We start from the raw sequence: 17,725 nt of genomic DNA, 5'->3' as shown, positions 1-17,725 counted from the left end.
ACATTGACCCCACGACCGGGGTACTTCATCCGGAAGTCATCCCATTGTTTATTCATTGCGTCCATGTCCGGATCTCAGGGCCCCGGCGCTGACAGCGCATGGACAACGAGCGAAGTTGTCGGCCCCCTCTGCCATGATCACCGCGATACGGCTTCCACGGAAGGCAGCTGAATGGGCGACGCCACGGCAGCGACCTATGAATGGCTCTGCGATGAGTTCACCGACGGCACCGACGAGACCTGGCTCTGCGCCGCCTTTGTGCGGGACCTGTCCCCTCGGGAAGCACTGCGGCGGATCCACGTCACCCCGGGCTCTCTGAGCGAGTCGGGACAGGGCGTCGCGGCCTACGCGGCCAGCGGCGGAACCGTCCTGATCGAATACGGCTGGGCGAGAACCGTCTACGACAAGGCCCACCTCCTGTCTGTGGGCACGGCCGCGGCCTCGGTGTTCATGACCATCAACAACGACGGCTTCACCTACTGCGTCGACCGCCGGCAGATCACCACGTTCAGCCTGTACGCCTATTCCTTGAGGGAGGGGTCCGACCCCGACCGGCTCCATGCGGATGTCGAGGATCTCGGCGTGGACATCGACGGTGACCAGGTCGATTTCTCCGACGATCCCGTCTGCAGCGCTCTGGCCCTTGCCGAACGTGCCACGGGTGTCCACCTGTCTTCCGCCCGTTTCGCCGGTCCGGCTCTGATCGGATCCACCGACCATATCTATCCCTACCGCTGACACCCTTGGCTCATGAAGATTTCGGCTCGCAGGCCCCGGTCGTGCACCGGGCAGGCGGGCCACATCTTCCACGTCGCCTCCACGACCACATCCTGGGTGGCGTCGGCCACGTCCCAGAGCACCCATTGGGCGTCCCCTCCGGACCCGAAGCCGTTGCCATGGCAGATGCCCTGGAACTCCACCCATGCCATGCCCATGGTGTCCCAGTCGGGGACGATCATCCGAAGCGTCCCGGTGATCCCCGCGGCGCGGACGTCGCGCTCCACGATCACCGGGCGGACGGAATGTTCCCCGGCGTCAGGGGCGGACCGGTCCGTCGCGTGCGCGCCCAGATGACGGCGGTGATCGCGACAAGCAGGACGCAGGGAATGAGCATCACGATCGACCCGGCCCCCGCCGAGCGGTCGGAGCCCGCGAGGGGGTCGGCGTGCGTGACGATCCCTATGAGGTACGCGAGCGTATTGTTGGCCGCGTGGATGACGACCGCCGTCTCCAGACCGCCCGTCCGCCACGTCATCAGGCCGAAGGTGACGCCGAGGGTGAGGTAGTAGAGGTTCAGCCACGGGTCGGTGGACAGGTGGATGACCGCGAACAGGATGCTCGACACGACCAGGCCGAGGACCATCGCCGTCCGGGGCCCGCGGCCCCAGCTCGCAGCCACCCGGAACGCCAGTCCACGGTAGCCGTACTCCTCGCCCGCCCCCTGTAGAGGCGTCAGCAGGAGCGTGATGACGAACACGGCGACCAGGTCGGAGAATCGCCACGATCCTTCCGTGTAGGGCGAGAGGAGGAAGAAGACGGTCATGTAGAGCACCCAGATCGGCACGAGCGCCAGCACCGCACGGCCGAACACGGCGGGCCGGAACACCGACAGCACGGAATGCAGCGACGCCCCCTTCACCCCGTACAGCCGGCGCTGGATGAACATGCTCCATGGGATCATCAGCGCGATCGAGATGAGGTTCGCGGCGTGGAAGATCGGCGTGAACTCCGTACCGCCCGCGATCGGGTTGACCCTGCCCAGCGCCTCGTCGATGGCGGAGCCGAGGACGGCGAAGACACCGCCGAAGCCGAACAGCCCGACGAGGAGCAGCACGAGCGCCAGAATGCCGCGTCCGATACGGCGCTTCTCACCGGCCAGCACGAGGTGATAGGGAACGCCCGGCGGAACCGGCCGCGGACCACGGCGGTCCCGCGACGCGTCGTAGAGGACGGTCGGCGCGGTGTCGGGCGGAAGGGTGCCTGGGTCGAATGCCGGGGAGTTGAAGCTGTCTTGGTGCATGCTTCCACCATCCTCCGGGCCTCGTTGCGGCAGCAGTGCCGTCGCTCATGAGTTCGTGTGCGATCCGCACGGCATGGGCATGACATTTGCCATACGAGCAGGGGTGCCGGGTGGTCTGATGCGAGCACCCGCACGCCCTGACGGAGACGAAGTGGCCCGTCGCCGCATGACATTTGTCATGCGTAAGTCGTGCGGAACGCCGACGAAGTCATTACGGACGACACTGGGGAGCGAACCCGCGCGACGGGAGTGTGGAGACATGACTCATGATCTCCCCGATTCTCCAATTCGATCATCATGCTCGTCCCCCGTGTCCTCCTCGTCGTCATCACAGTGATCGTGTGGCTGCGCGCGCGCCACGCCGGGCCCGCGCCTACGGATTCACCCTCGCTCAAGGCTTCAGCAGCACAATGAGAGGCATGGGGGAGTGGCCAGTGGTGAGCGCACGCCGGTTCGAGAGCTACGTGCGCTGGTCGACGTACGTCGTCGTCTCCACCCCGATCTCCACTCTCGGCGGCCTCGTCAGCGCCCAGCCGATCACCAGGGAGAACGTCGCCGTGGTGAGCGCCGTGGCCGTCGCCACGGTGGCACTGGTGTGTTGCAACATCGCGGTCAGCCGATGGAGCTTCAACTCCCTCGAAGGACGCGGCAAGCGCCTCCCGATCGCTCTCGTCGTCACGTGGCTGCTCCTGCTCGCCGCCGTCCTGGCGGGGACCGTCGTCCTGGCGGGGGCCGCCGCCCTCCCCATACCGGCCCTGTGGGTGGCGGCGGCCACTGCGATCGCCTCCGCGGCCGCGAGCATCGTCCCCATCCTCAACGCCCGCCGCACGCTACTTCTCAACGTCGCGATCCTCGTGCTCGCCGTGCCCCTCGTGGCCGTCTTCCAGATCGCGTTGCTCGTGGTCTGCATGACGCTGGTCAGCGCCGTCCTGTGGATCTGCTGGTCCAGCGTGTGGATGCTGAGCGTCCTCCGCGAACTGCAGGACGCGCACCGGGACCGTGCCGCGCTCACCCTCGCAGAGGAACGCCTGCGCATCTCCCGCGACCTCCATGACGTGTTCGGCCGCACGCTCACCGCGATCGCCGTGAAGAGCGAGCTCGCCTCCGAGCTCATCCGCCGCGGCCGCGACGACCGCGCGGCCGCGGAACTGAGGGAGGTGCGACGGCTGGCCGACGAGGCGGGCACGGAGGTCCGCAGGGTCGTCCGAGGCGACTTCCAGACGACGTGGGAGAACGAGGTCTCCGGCGCCCGCGCACTCCTGGGTTCGGCCGGCATCACCTGCACGGTCACCGGCGAAGCCGTACCAGCGCCCTGCGCAGAGGCGCTTGCGTGGGTCGTCCGTGAAGGCATCACGAACGTCCTACGTCATTCCTCGGCGACACAGGTGACACTCACCACAACGATCGACGCCGACGAGGTCCTTCTCACGATCGCGAACGACGGAGTCAGCGACAGCGGGCCCGCCCAATCCACCACGGACGTCGGCACAGGACTTCGGGCGATGTTCGACCGGATCCACGCGATCGGAGGGCGCGCCGAGACCCGACGGGACGGGAACTGGTTCCTGCTGGAAGCCGCCGTCCCCCTACCGAGAGAACGCGAATGATCCGCATCCTGATCGCCGACGACGAACATCTGATCCGCGAAGCGATCGCGGGTCTGCTCGAACTCGAGGACGACTTCGAAGTCGTCGGCCAGGTCGCCTCGGGCGACGAAGCGCTGAAGGCCGCGCTGCGCCTGCGCCCTGACGTGGCTCTGCTCGATCTGCAGATGCCTTCACTCGACGGCATCGAGGTCGCCCGGCGGCTCACGAACCAGTTGCCGGAGTGCCGCAGCATCATCGTGACCTCCCACGGCCGACCCGGGTACCTGAAATCCGCGCTCTCAGCAGGCGCCCGCGGATTCCTCCCGAAAACCACCTCATCCCGCAATCTCGCACAAGTCATCAGGAAGATCGCCGCGGGCGGGCGGCACGTGGATCCGGAACTCGCAGCCGAGGCGATCGGTGCGGGTGACTCGCCCCTGACTCCGCGCGAAGCCGACGTCCTCGCGCTCGCGCGCGACGGTGCGCCCGTGGATGAGATCGCGCAGCGGGTGTCCCTGTCGCCGGGGACGGTGCGCAACTACCTTGCCGCGGCCATCGCAAAGCTCGGCGCTGCGAACAGGCACGAGGCAGCGCGCATCGCCGCCAAGCACGGCTGGATCTGACGAACCGCTTGGCCTCGAAGATCGATCGCAGAGACTCGGCGTGAGTACGGCCCGTGAACACGGTCACGGCGGTTCCCTCGAAAGCGGGGCGATTCAGTTCCGGCCGTAAGCCAGCGAAAAGAAGAGTTAAGCGACCTATAAGACTCGCGGACTACCGTCGGCGGGGTCCTCGTCTTGGCATGTCATCACGATCCAAACGGTACCCCCGACCTTTATGCGCCGATGAGGCCGCGCTCGGATCTGACAGCCGAGGGGAGATGCTCGTTGAGCAGCGAGCCGCTGATCGCATCACAGGCTCCCACCGGCCGGACCGGCGGGACGAAGGCCGCCGCGGTACCCGCGGCGTCTTCCATGAACGAAAGGACACCTCTTATGGAACTCGACATCAAGGCCCTGGACCTGCTCCCCGCCGCCGCGGAAAGCAGCCTGTATCCGTGTGGTCGCATCACCTGCCTGGATTACCTTTCCTGCGCCACCTTCACCTGCGGATCCACCGCCTTCTAACCCTTGTCTCCCGGCGACCGGCCGCGGCGTCTCGCCGGCCGGTGCGCGCCGAAGACCGCGCCTGCGGCGGGGGTGACCACCTCGCCGCAGGCGCCCCGCCCTCACCTGTTCGAAACCCCTCTCACGAGGCCTGATCCAGTGATTCGCCGGATCAGGAACCCGTGCCGGGCGATGGTGGATAATGCTCAAAGGCCCTATGTTTGCTCGGTGGTCGCTCGCGTGTACGCGGTGCGGCGCGCCGCGCGCCGTCATCACCCGGCATCGCGGCGGGTACGGCGGCGGAAGACGGCACGTCGCGACAGCGAACGTCATTGATCAGATCGACATTTAGAATGATCAGATCCGCGATACCGGGAGACACTTGCGCGGTCGATCGCTCAGGAAGAGGGCGCCATGACTTGGCTCGTCACGGGGTCGACAGGCATGCTCGGGCACGAGGTGGTCGCGCTGGCGCGCGGACGAGGGTACGACGTCGCCGCGCGAACCCGCCGGGACCTGGACATCTGCCACCGGGACCAGGTCGAGTCGGCCTTCCAGACGCTCGCCCCGCGGGTCGTGGTCAACTGTGCCGCCTGGACGGCGGTGGACGACGCCGAGAAACAGGAGCGAGAGGCCTACCGGGTCAACGCCGACGGCCCCCGGCTGCTCGCCGAGGCCTGCGCGCGGCACGGTGCCCGGCTGATCCATGTCTCCACCGACTACGTCTTCTCCGGTGACGCGGACGTCCCGTACGACGAGGACGACCCGGCCGAGCCGCGGACCGCGTACGGGCGGACCAAGCTGGCCGGGGAGAAGGCGGTCCTCGACGCGCTGCCCTCCGCCGCCGTCGTCCGGACGGCATGGCTGTACGGCGCCCACGGAGCGAACTTCGTGAGCACCATGCTCCGTCTCATGGCGGAACGGGAGACCGTCGAGGTGGTCGACGACCAGTTCGGGCAGCCGACCTGGGCCGTGGACCTCGCGGACCGGCTGGTCATCCTCGGCGAGCTCGGCTCCGCAGCGGGGGTGTTCCACATCACCAACTCCGGGAGGGCCTCCTGGTTCGAGCTCGCCCAGGAGGTTTTCCGGCTGTCCGGCACCGATCCCGAGCGGGTACGCCGGACGACCTCCGAGTTCTTCGTCCGCCCGGCGAAACGACCGGCTTTCAGCATCCTGGGCCACGCGCGGTGGCGGGAGCTGGGCCTTGAGCCGCTCCGCCCCTGGCGGGACGCGCTGCGCACGGCCCACCCCGAGCTGGCGAAGCCCTTCCGCTGAGAAGGTGCGCGCCCGCCCATCTGTGGTGGGCCGCGGAGACCCGGTGACGGTTCCCGGCCGGCGCACCGGCGCGATGGCCGGGAACCGTCACGACGGGCCGGCGAGTTCCTACCCGCGGGCGTGCGAGGCGTAGAAGGCCAGGCACTCCTCGTAGGAGGGCAGGAGACCGCCTGCGCGTGCCTCGGCGAGGGTGGGCGCCGCGGCGTCCTTGGGCGACAGGAGCGGTTCGACGTCCGCCGGCCAGGTGATGCCCAGTTCAGGATCAAGTGGGTGAATGCCGTGCTCCCTGGTCGGGTTGTAGCCCTCCGAACACAGGTAGATCACGGTCGCGTCGTCCGTCAGCGCGAGCAGGCCGTGCCCCAGCCCTTCGGACAGGAACACTCCCCGGTGGTCCTCGTCGTCCAAGCGCACCATCTCCCACTGGCCGAACCTCGGTGAGCCGACGCGGATGTCCACGATCACATCCAGCATCGCCCCTCGCACGCACTTGACGTACTTCGCCTGGCCCGGTGGCACATCGGCGACGTGAATCCCGCGCAGGGTGCCCCGGCGTGAAACAGAGCAGTTGGCCTGGGAGAGCCGCAACCGCCGTCCGGTGACCGCATGGAACTCCTCCTCGCGGAACCATTCGTGGAGACCTCCCCGATCGTCGATGTGGATTTTCGGGTCGTCAATCCATGCGCCTTCGATTTTCAGTGGCTGCATCTCGGCTGCTCCTGATCCCGGCCGTTTACCGGACCGTGTAGAACGTGCTGTGGCCTTTTCCGCCACGATCCAATGCTGACGGCAGACGGTCCGATTCGGGTGTCCCGCCGACGGTCGTGATACCAAAGTCGACGAGGCTCATACTTTAGTCGGAAAGCAGGATCCGCATCGGCGACTTCGGTTGAGACGGGAGATGCCGACGACCGATTCCCGCCGCCACGCTCGGCCTTAATGTTGAATCGTGCGTAAAACCTTACAGCTCATCGGGTTCATCATGATCCTCGAAGGCGTAAGCGGGGCCATCGACCAGATAGCCGTCCAGCCCATCCTCGGCGCGGTGCTCAACTTCTTCAACCGCGTCGTCGTCAATAACGTGGCCTTCCTCGAAGGTTACGAGATCTACGCGAACTTGATCCTGGCGGTTCTCGGGATTGTCGTGATCATTGCTGCGGAAAGGGCTCCGGCGTCCTAACGCCCCGTGCTCTCCGTCCCACCCATTCAATGCCGGAATATCAGCAGAGGCCATGAACGAACTGTCACGACCACTACACACCTGTCCGAGGAGCCGGAAATGAAGAACTCGACGGCGGTACTGGCGGAGGAGACGGGTGAGCCCATCGCCGCCCGCGCGGAGAACATCTCCAAGCGGTACAGCACCGGAGACACGGCGGTGGCGGCCCTCGACGGCGTGTCGCTGAACATCCCGCGCGGCCAGTTCGCCGGCATCATGGGGCCGTCCGGTTCCGGCAAGTCCACCCTCATGCACTGCATGGCGGGGCTGGACAGCGTGGACTCCGGGCGGGTGTTCGTCGGCGACCAGGACGTGACGGACCTGAACGAGAAACAGCTCACCCGACTGCGCCGGGACCGGATCGGCTTCATCTTCCAGTCCTTCAACCTGCTGCCCACCCTGACGGCGCTGGAGAACATCGTCCTGCCGATCCGGCTGGCCGGCCGCACGCCCGATCAGGAATGGCTGGACTCCGTGATCGAGACCACCGGCCTGCGCGAGCGGCTGGACCACCGTCCGAACCAGCTCTCCGGCGGCCAGCAGCAGCGGGTGGCGTGCGCGCGGGCGCTCGCCGGCAAGCCGGACGTCATCTTCGCGGACGAGCCCACCGGTAACCTCGACTCCCGGTCCGGCGCCGAGGTGCTGGGCTTCCTGCAGAAGTCGGTGCGGCAGACCGGCCAGACCATCGTCATGGTCACCCACGACCCGGTGGCGGCCTCGTACACCGATCACGTGATCTTCCTGTCCGACGGCCGCGTCGTCGACCGGATGCCGAACCCCACCGCGGAGAAGGTCCTGGAGCGGCTGAAGAGGTTCGAACCCGCGAGGGCGAGCACCACGGCCCCCGGCAAGCAGGGGCGGATCTGATGCTGGCGAAACTCACGTTGCGCAATCTCCTGGCGCACCGGGTCCGGCTACTGCTCTCCGTGCTCGCGGTGACGCTCGGGGTCTCCTTCGTCGCAGGCACAATGATCTTCCGGGACACCGCCACCCAGAGCTTCGATCCGATCTTCGCGGGGCGGACCGAGACCACGACCGTGGTCGTCCGGCCCAAACCGGCCGAGGGTGAGAACGCGACACCGGCCACGATACCGGCCTCCCTGGTCGGCACGCTGCAGCAGAGCGTGCCCGGCGCCGCGGAACTCAGGGGACAGTACGACGGGTACGCGGCGCTCGTCCGCCAGGACGGGCGAATCGTCGGCGAGGACCGCGCGGCGCACCTGGGCGCGGCGTACGTGGAGCGGCCGGGCGCGGGCCTGCAGATACTCTCCGGCCGGGAGCCCTCGGCGGCCGACGACGTCGTCGTCGAGGAGCGCACCGCGGCCGAGGGGCAGCTCAAGGTCGGCGACCCGGTCAGCGTGGTGACCGCGCGGGCGACGAAGTCCATGCGCGTCGCCGGTGTCTTCAGGGCGGTCAACGACCAGGTCGGTCGTGCCGCCACCTATGTGATGTTCGCCCCGGAGACCGCGCAGGCCCTGCTGACCGGCCCCGGGCAGTATTCGGCGATCTTCGTACGGCCGCGCGAGGGTGTCTCGCAGCAGCAGCTTCTCCAGCAGGTCGGCGCGGCACTCCCGGCGCAGTACGAGGCCAAGACCGGCGCGGACGAGGTCGAGGAGGTCAAGTCCCAGCTGAGCTCGCTCTTCGAGCTGATCAGCCGGTTCCTGCTGGTGTTCGCCGGGGTGGCGGTCTTCATCGGATCGTTCATCATCCTCAACACGTTCACCATGCTGGTCGTGCAGCGGATCCGGGAGCTCGCGCTGCTCCGGGCGATGGGCGCGAGCCGCGCCCAGGTGACCCGGGCGGTTCTCGGCGAGGCACTCGGGATCGGCTTCCTCGGCTCGACCTTGGGCCTGCTCGCCGGCGTGGGACTGTCCTACGGGCTCAGGCTGCTGTTCGAGCGGTTCACCGGTGGCACCCAGGTTCCGCTGCGCACGCCGGTGGTCGGGCCCTCGACCGTGATCTGGGCGTACGCGGTCGGCATGCTCGTCACCCTGCTGGCCGCCTACCTGCCGACGCGCCGCGCGGCGAAGATCCCGCCGGTCGCGGCGATGCGCGACGACGTGGCGCTCACCCGCCGTTCGATGACCCTGCGTCTCGTCGCCGGCGTCGTCATGGCGCTGCTGGGCGCGGGAGCGCTGGCCGCGGGCCTGGCGACCGGGAAGGCGGGGGGCGCGGCCCTGGTGATCGGCGGTGGTCTGCTGGCGTTGCTCGCCCTGACGATGCTCAGCCCGTTCCTGAGCCGGCCGGTCATCGCGCTGCTCGGCTGGCCGATCTCCCGGCTCGGCGGCACGGTCGGGCGGCTGAGCCGGGAGAACGCCCGGCGGGATCCCCGCCGTACCGCGGCCACGGCGTCGGCGCTGATGGTCGGGCTCGCGCTCGTCTCGGTGGCGACGGTGGTGGCCGGCTCGATGAGCGCGTCCGCCGACCAGAGGATCGCGCGTCAGTTCGGCGCCGACCTCTCCCTGGACCCGCGCGGTCTCACCGGTTTCAGCCAGGAGACGGTGGACCGGGTGGCCGCCGTCCCGGGCGTGCGCGGCGTCACCGCGGTCCGGCACGGGACGATGGGGATCGCCGGCGGGCAGGTGCCCGTCCTGGTCGCCGACCCGGTCGCACTGGCGGGTCCGGCCAACCTGAAGATCGAGGATGGCACCGGCACCCTGGCCGCCGACGGGCTGCTCGTGCAGAGCGCGCTCGCCGCGGAGCGTGGCTGGAAGGTGGGCAGCACCGTCACGGGCCGGTACCCGGATCGGTCCACCGCGACCCTGCGGGTGAGCGGCCTCTTCGCCGCCAACGAGGTCCTGGGCATGTCCTTCGTCGTGAGCCCGGCCGGTTACCAGGCGCACGCTCCGGCCGGTCTGATCCAGAAGGCGTTCGTCGACCTCGACGACGGTGGCGAGGAGCAGGCCCTCGCGGCCGTGCGGTCGGCGCTGCGCGCCTACCCGAACGTCGAACTGAAGGATCGCGAGGCCGTACGGGCCGACGCCCGCCAGGAGATCGATCAGGTGCTGAACCTGATCGTGGTCCTGCTGGTGCTCTCGATCGCCATCGCCGCGCTGGGCATCGTGAACACGTTGAGCCTGTCGGTGATGGAGCGGACCCGCGAGATCGGGCTGCTCCGAGCCGTCGGGATGAGCCGCGGCCAGACCCGGTCCATGATCAGCTACGAGTCGGTGATGGTGTCGCTGTTCGGTGCCGTGGCCGGTCTGGCTCTCGGGACCGCGCTCGGCTGGGCGGTGCAGCGGGTGATGGCGGCCGACGGCGTCGAGGTACTCGACATCCCGTACGGCCGGCTCGGGCTCTACCTGCTCAGCGCCGTCCTGATCGGTGTCGTGGCGGCGATCTGGCCGGCCCGGCGGGCCTCGCGGATGAACGTCCTGCGGGCCATCCAGCACCAGTGAGCCGTCGATGCGCGGTGACACGACCGACCTCTGCCGGGGGCGTACGGCGACGCTCCCTGATGTCCTAGGGTGACGACATGGCCGAGATCTCCGTTCCGGACGGATCATGGACGTTCGACAGCGAAATCCTCAGGATCGTGCCAGGCGGGGACAGCGACGTCCACGAACTGCGCAAGACACTCGGCGAGCTGGAGATCCCCCTCGCGGCGATCTCCGGAGCGTCGTTCGAGCCCTCGCGCAAGGGCGGCAACCTGCAACTCCGCCTGCGGCCCGGAGCCGATCCGCTGACCGACGTGGTCACCGGGCGGCTGTCGGGATCCGCCGACCCGTACCGGCTGACCGTCCCCAAGGGGCGCACCGGAGCCGCCGAGTACTTCGCCGACGAGGTGCGCACCCACCTGATGCTGGAGCAGGTGCCGAGCGGTCCCTGCGAGACCTTCCTGCTGTCCGGCCCCGCCGTACCGGTGTCGGCCTCGGCGGGCGACGGCACGGTGAACTTCGACGGTGAGCGGATTCGCCTGGAATGGAGTGTGTTCGCCAAGTCGGTCAAGGAGGAGGCAGGCCCGCAGACGTTCCTGCTGCGGGATGTGGAGGGCGTGGAGTGGGCCCCGCAGACCGGCATCGGCTATGGCCGCCTCCGCTTCCGTCTCAAGGGCGCCGCCCCCGCCGTGGCACCGGAGAAGGACCTGTACTGCCTGTCCTGGGGTGTGCAGCGGTACGGCGGCTCGACCGTCCTGGTCGCCGCCGCCGTGCTGGCCCGGCTGTCACTCCAGGCCGAGGAGCCGCCCGCGCTGCCGCCGACCCCGCCGGACGATCGGCGGCAGCGCCTGACCGAGCTGGAGGAGCATGACGCCCTGGTGCGCCGCCTGACCGAACTCGGCGATCTGCACCGCTCCGGTGTGCTCACCGATGAGGAGTTCAGCTCGGCCAAGCGGTCGCTGCTACGCCGGATGGAACTCTAGCCGGGGACCCCCGCGCCCTCCTGCGTGACCTCCCGCGCGAACTTCTCCAGCGCCAGGACCATCCAGTTGACCAGATCGCAGTTCTGCTTGCGCGCGGCGAACTCCCAGCGTTCGAGTTGCTCCTGACTCGGGCTCAGCTGCAGCTTCACGGCGAGCCCGGAACCGCCCGAGGTCTCGCTGTCGCCCCCGTCGCCGCCCGTCGGCGGGCTCGGTGCCTCGCCTTCCCCGTTTCTCAGGGCGGCCGCCTGCCTGAGCTCCTTGCGCAGGCGGTTCCTGGACCAGGCGTGCTGCTCGGCGCGCTGTAGCCACAGATCCTGTTCGGGCACGCTCAGCGCCGCCACCTCCGCGTGGTGGGCGAAGCTCAGCTTGTCCCTGCGCCGGGGCAGGCCGAAGCGGCGGGCCACCCAGGCGTAGTTGCGCAACGTCTGGTAGTCCAGCGACGTCCGCTCGATGGCCGTCCGGTAACGGTCGGCGTACTGCTTCTCCCCGTAGACCAGCCAGTCGCCCAGCCACCACGCGGAGGAGTCGGCGATGAGGGAGAGCTGGCGGCCGATGCTCTCCCAGTTGGCGAACGGGATCTGGGTCGGAAACTGCAGGCCGGTTCTTCTCGGTATCACCGTTCGGTCGAGCCCGAGACGGCGGTTGATTCCATTCTCCTGAGACAGGACCTGTGTCACGCGGCTCTCGCCGCCTTTCTTTCCCCGAACGAGAGGCTCGCTCATCGTTTTCCTTCCTTCGCCGTATCGCTGCTCTTCGAATCAGCACGGCGTGAACGGCCGAATCGTGATCGCCCCGCGTGCGCGGAGCCAGGCCACGAATGTGCGCAGCTCGAATAGGTGCCGCGGCGCCGGCCGTCTTCTGGCCGGCCGCCAGGTGTTCAGCGGCGTGCGTCGGTATCGGTCAAGCCGAGGCCGGCCTCGGCAACACTCGCGTCCCTGGGCTGACGGGCGACACGTGCCATCGCCTGCCAGACGGAGCCGGGAAGGACGCGCAATCGGTGTGGAAGAGCCATTGGAAGAGTCGCGCCCCCGAACGCGAACGGCCGATCCAGCGGTCTCAGGTAGATGACGAGGCAGGCGAACATCGCCAGGGCGAAGCTTCCCAGCCCCATGAGCAGCCCGATGAGGGCGTGCAGGGTGAGACCGGCCACCAGCAGGTACGGTCGGACGGCGCGCCGCGACACCAGCCCCATGACCAGGGCGAACTCGATCGCCACCGGCCCCCAGGTGAGCAGCGTGACGCCGACCGATGAGACGCGTAGCGGTTCGAGAATCCCCGCCGCCCAGCCGGGACTACCGAACAGCGGATCGCTGAGCCAGTAGTACAGGGCGGTGCCGTCCGCCCATTCCTCCCGGCCCAGCTTCGCCACCGAGGCCTGCAGGTAGATGCCCGCGACCTGGACACGGATGACCAGCAGGGCCGACCACGCGACCAGTGAGGCGACCGGGTCACCGACGGCCTGGGGGCGTCCCCAGTGCCAGGCGCGTCCGTCGGTCAGCGCGATCGGCAGGAGCAGGAGGGCGAGTACCGCGGCGACCTGGTCCCCGCCGTCGGGGATCGTCGCGGACGCCTGGAAGCTCACGGCCACCCACCAGTGCGGCAGCGCGGTGAACCGCGGCCGCCACCCGGAGGCGGCGACGACGAGGACCACGATGGCCACCAGGTGCGCCTGGTCGACGTCGACGACGCAGAACAGGCCGTAGGCGGCGACGCCGTCACAGTACGGATAGTCGGGAACGCCCTGCGCGGGCCTGAAGAGCGAGGAGGTCTCGCTGGCGAGCAGCGTGGTCAGGGTACAGAGGGCGAGAAGGGTCCTTGCGAGCCCGTACACGTTCGTCCATGGGCTCGTCTCGGCGATCCCTCGCGCCTTCGCGCCGAGTCCACTCAGCATGCGACCTCCAATCGCACCACCGAGACCGGCATGTGGGTGTGCGCCGCGGCGTCCGCCCAGGCCCACGGCAGCGGCTTCTGCCGTGTCACCTCAAGCGTTCCGCAGAGGATCGGATCGGGAGAGGGGTTGCGCACCGGCACCGCCGCGCCGGGCAGGCCGAGGCATCCGGTCACCTCGCTCTGGCAGTCACGCCACCGGTCGGCGGGTACCGCCGCGAGCAGGATGCCGCGTTCGACCCCCTCGGCGCGGGAACGCCGGTCGAACCCCCACAGGTTGTGCGGCTCGGCGTGCGGCCCGAGCGTGACGGGCTGCCACGCTCCGGTGGCGGACGCGCGCCACACGGTCTCCCTCGGTTCGCGGGCGGACTTGGTGAAGAACGCCCACCCCTGGGGAGCGACCAGCCGTGCCGTCTCGCTCACCGTTCGCTGCGCGGGCAGTCGGAGGGCGGCGCTGGGCAGTTGGCCGATGACGACATAGAGGATCAGGGCGGTCCAGCCGAGGCCGAGTGCGACCGTGGAGACGCCCAGCCTGACGTCGGCGTTCACCGGGCAAGGGTCTTCGCCACGTCGTCGACCCAGCGTTCCTGGGCCAGAACGGTGCCGCCCTCGGGGACGACGCTCCAGATCCGGTTGGTGTTCCAGATGGTGTTGGTCTGCTTGAGCAGCGTGGAATCGACCACGATGAAGGAGTAGGCGGCGTTGGGAGCGGACGCGGGATCGCCGCCGCCGACCGGCACCTTCGCGGCCAGCGCGCCGGCGGAGGACGCGGCCTGCTCGATGCGGATCCGGTCGCCGCTGGTGATCGCGGTCTCGAAGGCGGTGAAGAAACCCGGATCGGCGCGCTTTATCTGGGCGACCAGCTGCCCCGCCCTGGCTGCGGGCCAGGATCCGGTCGAGGATGGGGCGCGCAGGTCCGGATATATTTCCGCCACCTGCCCCTGCCCCAGGAAAAGTCCCTGGAACAGGGCTTCCCCGTCATAACGTCTGACCTCTGTGGCCCCCAGCGCACTGGAGGCGCTCAGAAGGCTTATAGCGCACAATAGCCCTATAGATAGCTGTCTATGCTGCATTGGCACCCCGTAACAACCCGCATCAGGCAAGACGGAAGTTATCCTATAATTTCTATAACAAGCAGTAAAGGGCCGATAGTCTGGCCAGACGCCATACCACCTTTTTGCCTACGGCGGAGGCGCCCAACCTTGAGACCTTATGCAGCTGAACATCGACCCTAACTCCGCGGTCCCTCTTTTTGACCAGATCGCCCAGGGCCTGCGGCGCGAGCTAATCACAGGAACGTTGCAACCCGGTGACCACCTGCCTCCCGCCAAGACTCTGGCGGCGAGCCTGCAGGTGAACCTGCACACAGTGCTGCGCGCTTACGCGCTACTCCGCGACGAGGGCATGGTCGAGGTACGCCGCGGCAGGGGAACCGTGGTCATCGCCTCCGGGACGCGAAGTGGAGACCGGCGCCTGGACAGAGCGCTCGTGAGCCTCGTCGTCGAAGCGCGACGAGCAGGTGTCACGGAGAGCGCTCTGATGAATCTTGTGTTACACGCTTTCCGAAGCAACACAAGTTATGACACCATCTCGGACTGATCAAGATAGTGTCATTTGTCTGCTTTTTGGACAAATGTTATAATAGTGGGGGAAACATGCAATTCCAGGAGGAAGACAGGCGAGCAGCAATACGTTTCTTACTCATTGTGGTGCTCGCTCCTCTTAGCGTGTTCGTCTTGACGCTGGCGGTCCCCTTCCTCCTCAGCGAGCGCCTGCCCGACCCGGTGGCCGCCCACTTTACCGATGGACACCCCGATGAGTCAGCCCCGCTGCAACCGCTGATCCAGGACATCCTGATAGTCGGCGCGAGCACCTGGTCGATCCTGGCCCTGCTCGCCTACCTGCGGCCTGCGGGCTCGCTCGGGCGCAGGGTCGCCGCGGGCAGCGCCGTGGCCCTGCCCACCGCGCTGGGGCTCGCCGTGCTGCTGGGCACGGTCGGCGCCAACCTGGACGCCCCGACCTGGCGAGAGGCCGCCACGTCGCCGGTCTCGGAGATCGTCACGATTGCCGGTGGAGTGCTGGTCTTCGTGTTCGGCGCGATCGCCGTGCATCCGCTGCGGCGGGGCCCGTGTGAGGCCGCCGACCTGCCGGCCGAGCCGGTCGTCGGCCGGGCCCGCTCCCGGCAGGGGCGTATGGTGTGGATCGGTCAGTCCCGCAATCCCGACCTGGTGTGGAAGACGTTCACGGCCACCTGCATCATGGTCGCGCTCACGATCACCGGTACGTACTGGATGGCCGTACCGGCCCTCCTGTCGCTGACCACGCTGCATCTGTGGGGCGGGATCGTCGCCTCCTTCGACGGAAAGACGCTCTCGGTCCGGGGCCACATCCCGTTCGGTCTCATCCGGCGCATCCCGCTCAGCCGGATCGAGACCGCGGAGAAGATCGAGATCGATCCGCAGGAGTGGGGCTGGGGTTGGCGGCTGCGCAGCATCAGACGGCACGCCGTCGTGATACGCAAGGGCGAGGGGCTCCTGGTGGCGCTACGCGGGGGCGGCGAGTTCGTCGTGACCGTCGACGACGCCGCCGGCGGCGCCGAGGAGATCAGGCGCGCCCTGCGCGGGCAACCCCCCACCTGCCCGGCCACCGCCCGGGGGATCACGACCCGCCACCTCTCCGGCGGAACCGGCGAGCTCCAGTGGAGGCCGAGGCCCCAGCGGCTGTGGCCCGCGACCGGGCTCGGAGCGACGGCTCACGACTTGCCATGCGACGCATGAACCATCCGGTGAGCGCGGTGGTGACGACGGCGGTCAGCACCAGGATCGTGAAGCCGAGCCGGCTGATGATGCCGTACTGGAGCCCGATGGTGGCGATCACGAGCTCGGTGACACCTCGGCAGTTCATCAGCACGCCGAGTTGAAGCGCCTGCCCTCGGGGCAGCCCGGCGAGCCAGGCCGCACCGCCCGCACCGACGATCTTCGTCACCTGCGCCAGCACCAGGATGCCCGCGGCGACCAGCCAGTGGCCGAGGTCCGCGCCGAGAAGCCCGATCGCGGTGTTCAGCCCGACCCCGGCGAAGAAGAGCGGAAGCAGGATCATGAGTGTGAATCCCTGCAGCTGGTGGCTGATCCGGACGGTGGCCGACGAGTTGCGCGGCACGGCGACACCGAACAGGAAGGCGCCGATCAGCGGATGCAGATTGATCATCTGGGTCAGCGCGGAGAACCCGGTCGCGCCGATCACGAGCACCACGGTCAGGAGCCGCTCGGACTCCATCCGCGCCACCAGCGCGGCGAGCGCCGGCCGGACGCACAGGTAGGTGACGAGCACCAGCGCCACGGCCAGACCCGCTGTCTTGGACACCTGCCCGGCACCTCCGCTGCCGGTGCCGGCGAGGATCAGGGTGAGCAGCAACCAGGCCACCCCGTCCCCGATCGCCGCGGACGACAGCGACAGCGCGCCGACGCCGGTGCCGTCGAGCTTGAGGTCGACGAGGATCCTGGCGAGCACCGGCAACGCGGTGATGGCGAGCGCGAGCCCGAAGAAAAGGCAGTACGTCAACGTCGACACCGCGGTACCGGCCAGCATCGGCCCGGCGGCCAGCGCGACGCCGACGCCGGCGACGAGGGGCAGGCCCATGCCGCCGAGTACCGCGGCGGTGACGGTACGCGGGCGCTCGATCCTGTCGGTCCGCAGCTCACAGCCGAGCAGGAACATGAAGATGACGAGACCGAGTTGCGCGGCCTTGTTGAGACTGTCGAGCACGTCGGCGGGGAAGAGCCAGCTCACCGCCTCCGGCCATACCTGACCGAGTGCCGAGGGGCCAAGCAGCAGCCCGCCGAGGATCTCCCCCAGCACGGGCGGCTGCCCCACCCTGCGCATCAGCTCGCCGAAGAGGTGGCTGGCCATCAGGATGACGGCCACCGCGAGCAGGAACCTGGTGATCGGATCGACGGCCACCTCCGCGTGGAAGAGGCCCGGCACCCACATGAGCACCGAGCCGACGAGGATCACCAGCCCCGCGCCGATACCGAGCCAGGTACGCCGGCCGAGACCGGGCTCGGTCCCCGGAACACTCGTCATGCTGGACGTGGTGCCCTCGGCCACGGCACCGGCCGGGCGAAGCCCACTTCCTCCCTTCGGGGTCGTTGCCCATCGGTCGGGTCAGGAGGCCGGCACCGGTCGCGATCTCCCGGCTGAGAAGGCCCCCATGCCGTACAGCAGTGGGTTTCCAGGACTGGCCTGCACGTTCACGACCCGGCCGAAGAGCACCGC

General features: G+C 68.6%; 20 protein-coding genes. 11 read left to right on the top strand and 9 right to left on the bottom strand.

The annotated features are described in order from the left end of the window. Positions 1 to 171 precede the first annotated feature (171 nt). On the top strand, positions 172 to 738 hold the full coding sequence (locus ABT061_RS38930; protein ID WP_350927651.1) for a DUF6461 domain-containing protein: 567 nt from the start codon (positions 172 to 174) through the stop codon (positions 736 to 738). On the opposite strand, the gene ABT061_RS38925 is transcribed toward ABT061_RS38930, so the two are convergent. Together ABT061_RS38925 and ABT061_RS38920 are read right to left on the bottom strand one after the other, a co-directional pair. Continuing rightward, a complete protein-coding gene (locus tag ABT061_RS38925; RefSeq protein WP_350927649.1) occupies positions 729 to 1,010 on the bottom strand; it encodes a hypothetical protein in 282 nt (93 codons plus the stop codon). The two genes, ABT061_RS38930 and ABT061_RS38925, sit on opposite strands and share 10 nt — an antisense overlap. Continuing rightward, positions 1,007 to 2,020, bottom strand: coding sequence for a CPBP family intramembrane glutamic endopeptidase (locus ABT061_RS38920; RefSeq protein WP_350927647.1), 1,014 nt, complete (start codon positions 2,018 to 2,020; stop codon positions 1,007 to 1,009). The genes ABT061_RS38925 and ABT061_RS38920 overlap by 4 nt, the downstream gene beginning before the upstream one ends. Before the next feature lie 419 nt (positions 2,021 to 2,439). Between ABT061_RS38920 and ABT061_RS38915 the strand changes: the two genes are divergently transcribed. Further along, positions 2,440 to 3,627, top strand: coding sequence for a sensor histidine kinase (locus tag ABT061_RS38915; protein ID WP_350927645.1), 1,188 nt, complete (start codon positions 2,440 to 2,442; stop codon positions 3,625 to 3,627). Next, positions 3,624 to 4,229 (top strand): response regulator transcription factor, encoded by a 606-nt coding sequence (locus ABT061_RS38910; RefSeq protein WP_350927643.1) that lies wholly within the window; start codon positions 3,624 to 3,626, stop codon positions 4,227 to 4,229. Before ABT061_RS38915 ends, ABT061_RS38910 begins: the two co-directional genes overlap by 4 nt. Before the next feature lie 212 nt (positions 4,230 to 4,441). Here ABT061_RS38910 and ABT061_RS38905 read toward each other — a convergent pair whose 3' ends face one another. Further along, positions 4,442 to 4,582, bottom strand: a complete 141-nt coding sequence (locus ABT061_RS38905; protein WP_350927641.1) for a hypothetical protein — start codon at positions 4,580 to 4,582, stop codon at positions 4,442 to 4,444. A gap of 19 nt (positions 4,583 to 4,601) precedes the next feature. On the opposite strand from ABT061_RS38905, the gene ABT061_RS38900 reads away from it, so the two are divergent. Further along, positions 4,602 to 4,733 (top strand): hypothetical protein, encoded by a 132-nt coding sequence (locus ABT061_RS38900; protein ID WP_350927639.1) that lies wholly within the window; start codon positions 4,602 to 4,604, stop codon positions 4,731 to 4,733. A 393-nt stretch (positions 4,734 to 5,126) separates the two neighbouring features. After that, positions 5,127 to 5,987 (top strand): dTDP-4-dehydrorhamnose reductase, encoded by an 861-nt coding sequence (gene rfbD, locus ABT061_RS38895; RefSeq protein ID WP_350927637.1) that lies wholly within the window; start codon positions 5,127 to 5,129, stop codon positions 5,985 to 5,987. A 108-nt stretch (positions 5,988 to 6,095) separates the two neighbouring features. On the opposite strand, the gene ABT061_RS38890 is transcribed toward rfbD, so the two are convergent. Next, complete coding sequence (locus tag ABT061_RS38890; RefSeq protein WP_350927635.1) at positions 6,096 to 6,692, bottom strand: dTDP-4-dehydrorhamnose 3,5-epimerase family protein; 597 nt, start codon at positions 6,690 to 6,692, stop codon at positions 6,096 to 6,098. A gap of 241 nt (positions 6,693 to 6,933) precedes the next feature. Here ABT061_RS38890 and ABT061_RS38885 point away from each other — a divergent pair, with 241 nt between their 5' ends. The 4 genes from ABT061_RS38885 to ABT061_RS38870 all read left to right on the top strand — a co-directional run bounded on the left by ABT061_RS38885 (position 6,934) and on the right by ABT061_RS38870 (position 11,563). Further along, positions 6,934 to 7,164 (top strand): hypothetical protein, encoded by a 231-nt coding sequence (locus ABT061_RS38885; RefSeq protein WP_350927633.1) that lies wholly within the window; start codon positions 6,934 to 6,936, stop codon positions 7,162 to 7,164. A gap of 99 nt (positions 7,165 to 7,263) precedes the next feature. Next, a complete protein-coding gene (locus ABT061_RS38880) occupies positions 7,264 to 8,070 on the top strand; it encodes an ABC transporter ATP-binding protein (RefSeq protein ID WP_350927631.1) in 807 nt (268 codons plus the stop codon). Further along, positions 8,070 to 10,601, top strand: a complete 2,532-nt coding sequence (locus tag ABT061_RS38875) for an ABC transporter permease (protein ID WP_350927629.1) — start codon at positions 8,070 to 8,072, stop codon at positions 10,599 to 10,601. The genes ABT061_RS38880 and ABT061_RS38875 overlap by 1 nt, the downstream gene beginning before the upstream one ends. A gap of 77 nt (positions 10,602 to 10,678) precedes the next feature. Then, positions 10,679 to 11,563 carry a DUF4429 domain-containing protein gene (locus tag ABT061_RS38870; protein WP_350927627.1) on the top strand — a complete coding sequence of 295 codons (885 nt, stop codon included), beginning with the start codon at positions 10,679 to 10,681 and terminating at the stop codon, positions 11,561 to 11,563. On the opposite strand, the gene ABT061_RS38865 is transcribed toward ABT061_RS38870, so the two are convergent. The 4 genes from ABT061_RS38865 to ABT061_RS38850 all read right to left on the bottom strand — a co-directional run bounded on the left by ABT061_RS38865 (position 11,560) and on the right by ABT061_RS38850 (position 14,523). Continuing rightward, the gene (locus tag ABT061_RS38865; RefSeq protein ID WP_350927625.1) at positions 11,560 to 12,285 is read right to left on the bottom strand and encodes an LmbU family transcriptional regulator; all 726 of its coding nucleotides are present in this window, start codon (positions 12,283 to 12,285) and stop codon (positions 11,560 to 11,562) included. The genes ABT061_RS38870 and ABT061_RS38865 overlap by 4 nt on opposite strands. A 155-nt stretch (positions 12,286 to 12,440) precedes the next feature. After that, positions 12,441 to 13,454: a sporulation-delaying protein SdpB family protein gene (locus ABT061_RS38860; protein ID WP_350927623.1), complete on the bottom strand. Its 1,014-nt coding sequence runs from the start codon at positions 13,452 to 13,454 to the stop codon at positions 12,441 to 12,443. Beyond that, complete coding sequence (locus ABT061_RS38855; RefSeq protein WP_350927621.1) at positions 13,448 to 13,999, bottom strand: SdpA family antimicrobial peptide system protein; 552 nt, start codon at positions 13,997 to 13,999, stop codon at positions 13,448 to 13,450. Before ABT061_RS38855 ends, ABT061_RS38860 begins: the two co-directional genes overlap by 7 nt. After that, positions 13,996 to 14,523: a sporulation delaying protein family toxin gene (locus ABT061_RS38850; RefSeq protein WP_502991571.1), complete on the bottom strand. Its 528-nt coding sequence runs from the start codon at positions 14,521 to 14,523 to the stop codon at positions 13,996 to 13,998. The genes ABT061_RS38855 and ABT061_RS38850 overlap by 4 nt, the downstream gene beginning before the upstream one ends. 139 nt (positions 14,524 to 14,662) lie before the next feature. Between ABT061_RS38850 and ABT061_RS38845 the strand changes: the two genes are divergently transcribed. Both ABT061_RS38845 and ABT061_RS38840 read left to right on the top strand, forming a co-directional pair. Continuing rightward, the gene (locus tag ABT061_RS38845; RefSeq protein WP_350927617.1) at positions 14,663 to 15,049 is read left to right on the top strand and encodes a GntR family transcriptional regulator; all 387 of its coding nucleotides are present in this window, start codon (positions 14,663 to 14,665) and stop codon (positions 15,047 to 15,049) included. Between the two features lie 137 nt (positions 15,050 to 15,186). After that, positions 15,187 to 16,227 carry a hypothetical protein gene (locus tag ABT061_RS38840; RefSeq protein WP_350927615.1) on the top strand — a complete coding sequence of 347 codons (1,041 nt, stop codon included), beginning with the start codon at positions 15,187 to 15,189 and terminating at the stop codon, positions 16,225 to 16,227. Here ABT061_RS38840 and ABT061_RS38835 read toward each other — a convergent pair. Further along, the gene (locus ABT061_RS38835) at positions 16,109 to 17,533 is read right to left on the bottom strand and encodes a cation:proton antiporter (RefSeq protein WP_350927613.1); all 1,425 of its coding nucleotides are present in this window, start codon (positions 17,531 to 17,533) and stop codon (positions 16,109 to 16,111) included. The two genes, ABT061_RS38840 and ABT061_RS38835, sit on opposite strands and share 119 nt — an antisense overlap. Positions 17,534 to 17,725 lie beyond the last annotated feature (192 nt).

The organism is Streptosporangium sp. NPDC002544, from assembly GCF_040295965.1.
GTDB lineage: Bacteria > Actinomycetota > Actinomycetes > Streptosporangiales > Streptosporangiaceae > Streptosporangium.
This window is presented reverse-complemented; position numbering and strand designations above follow the sequence as displayed.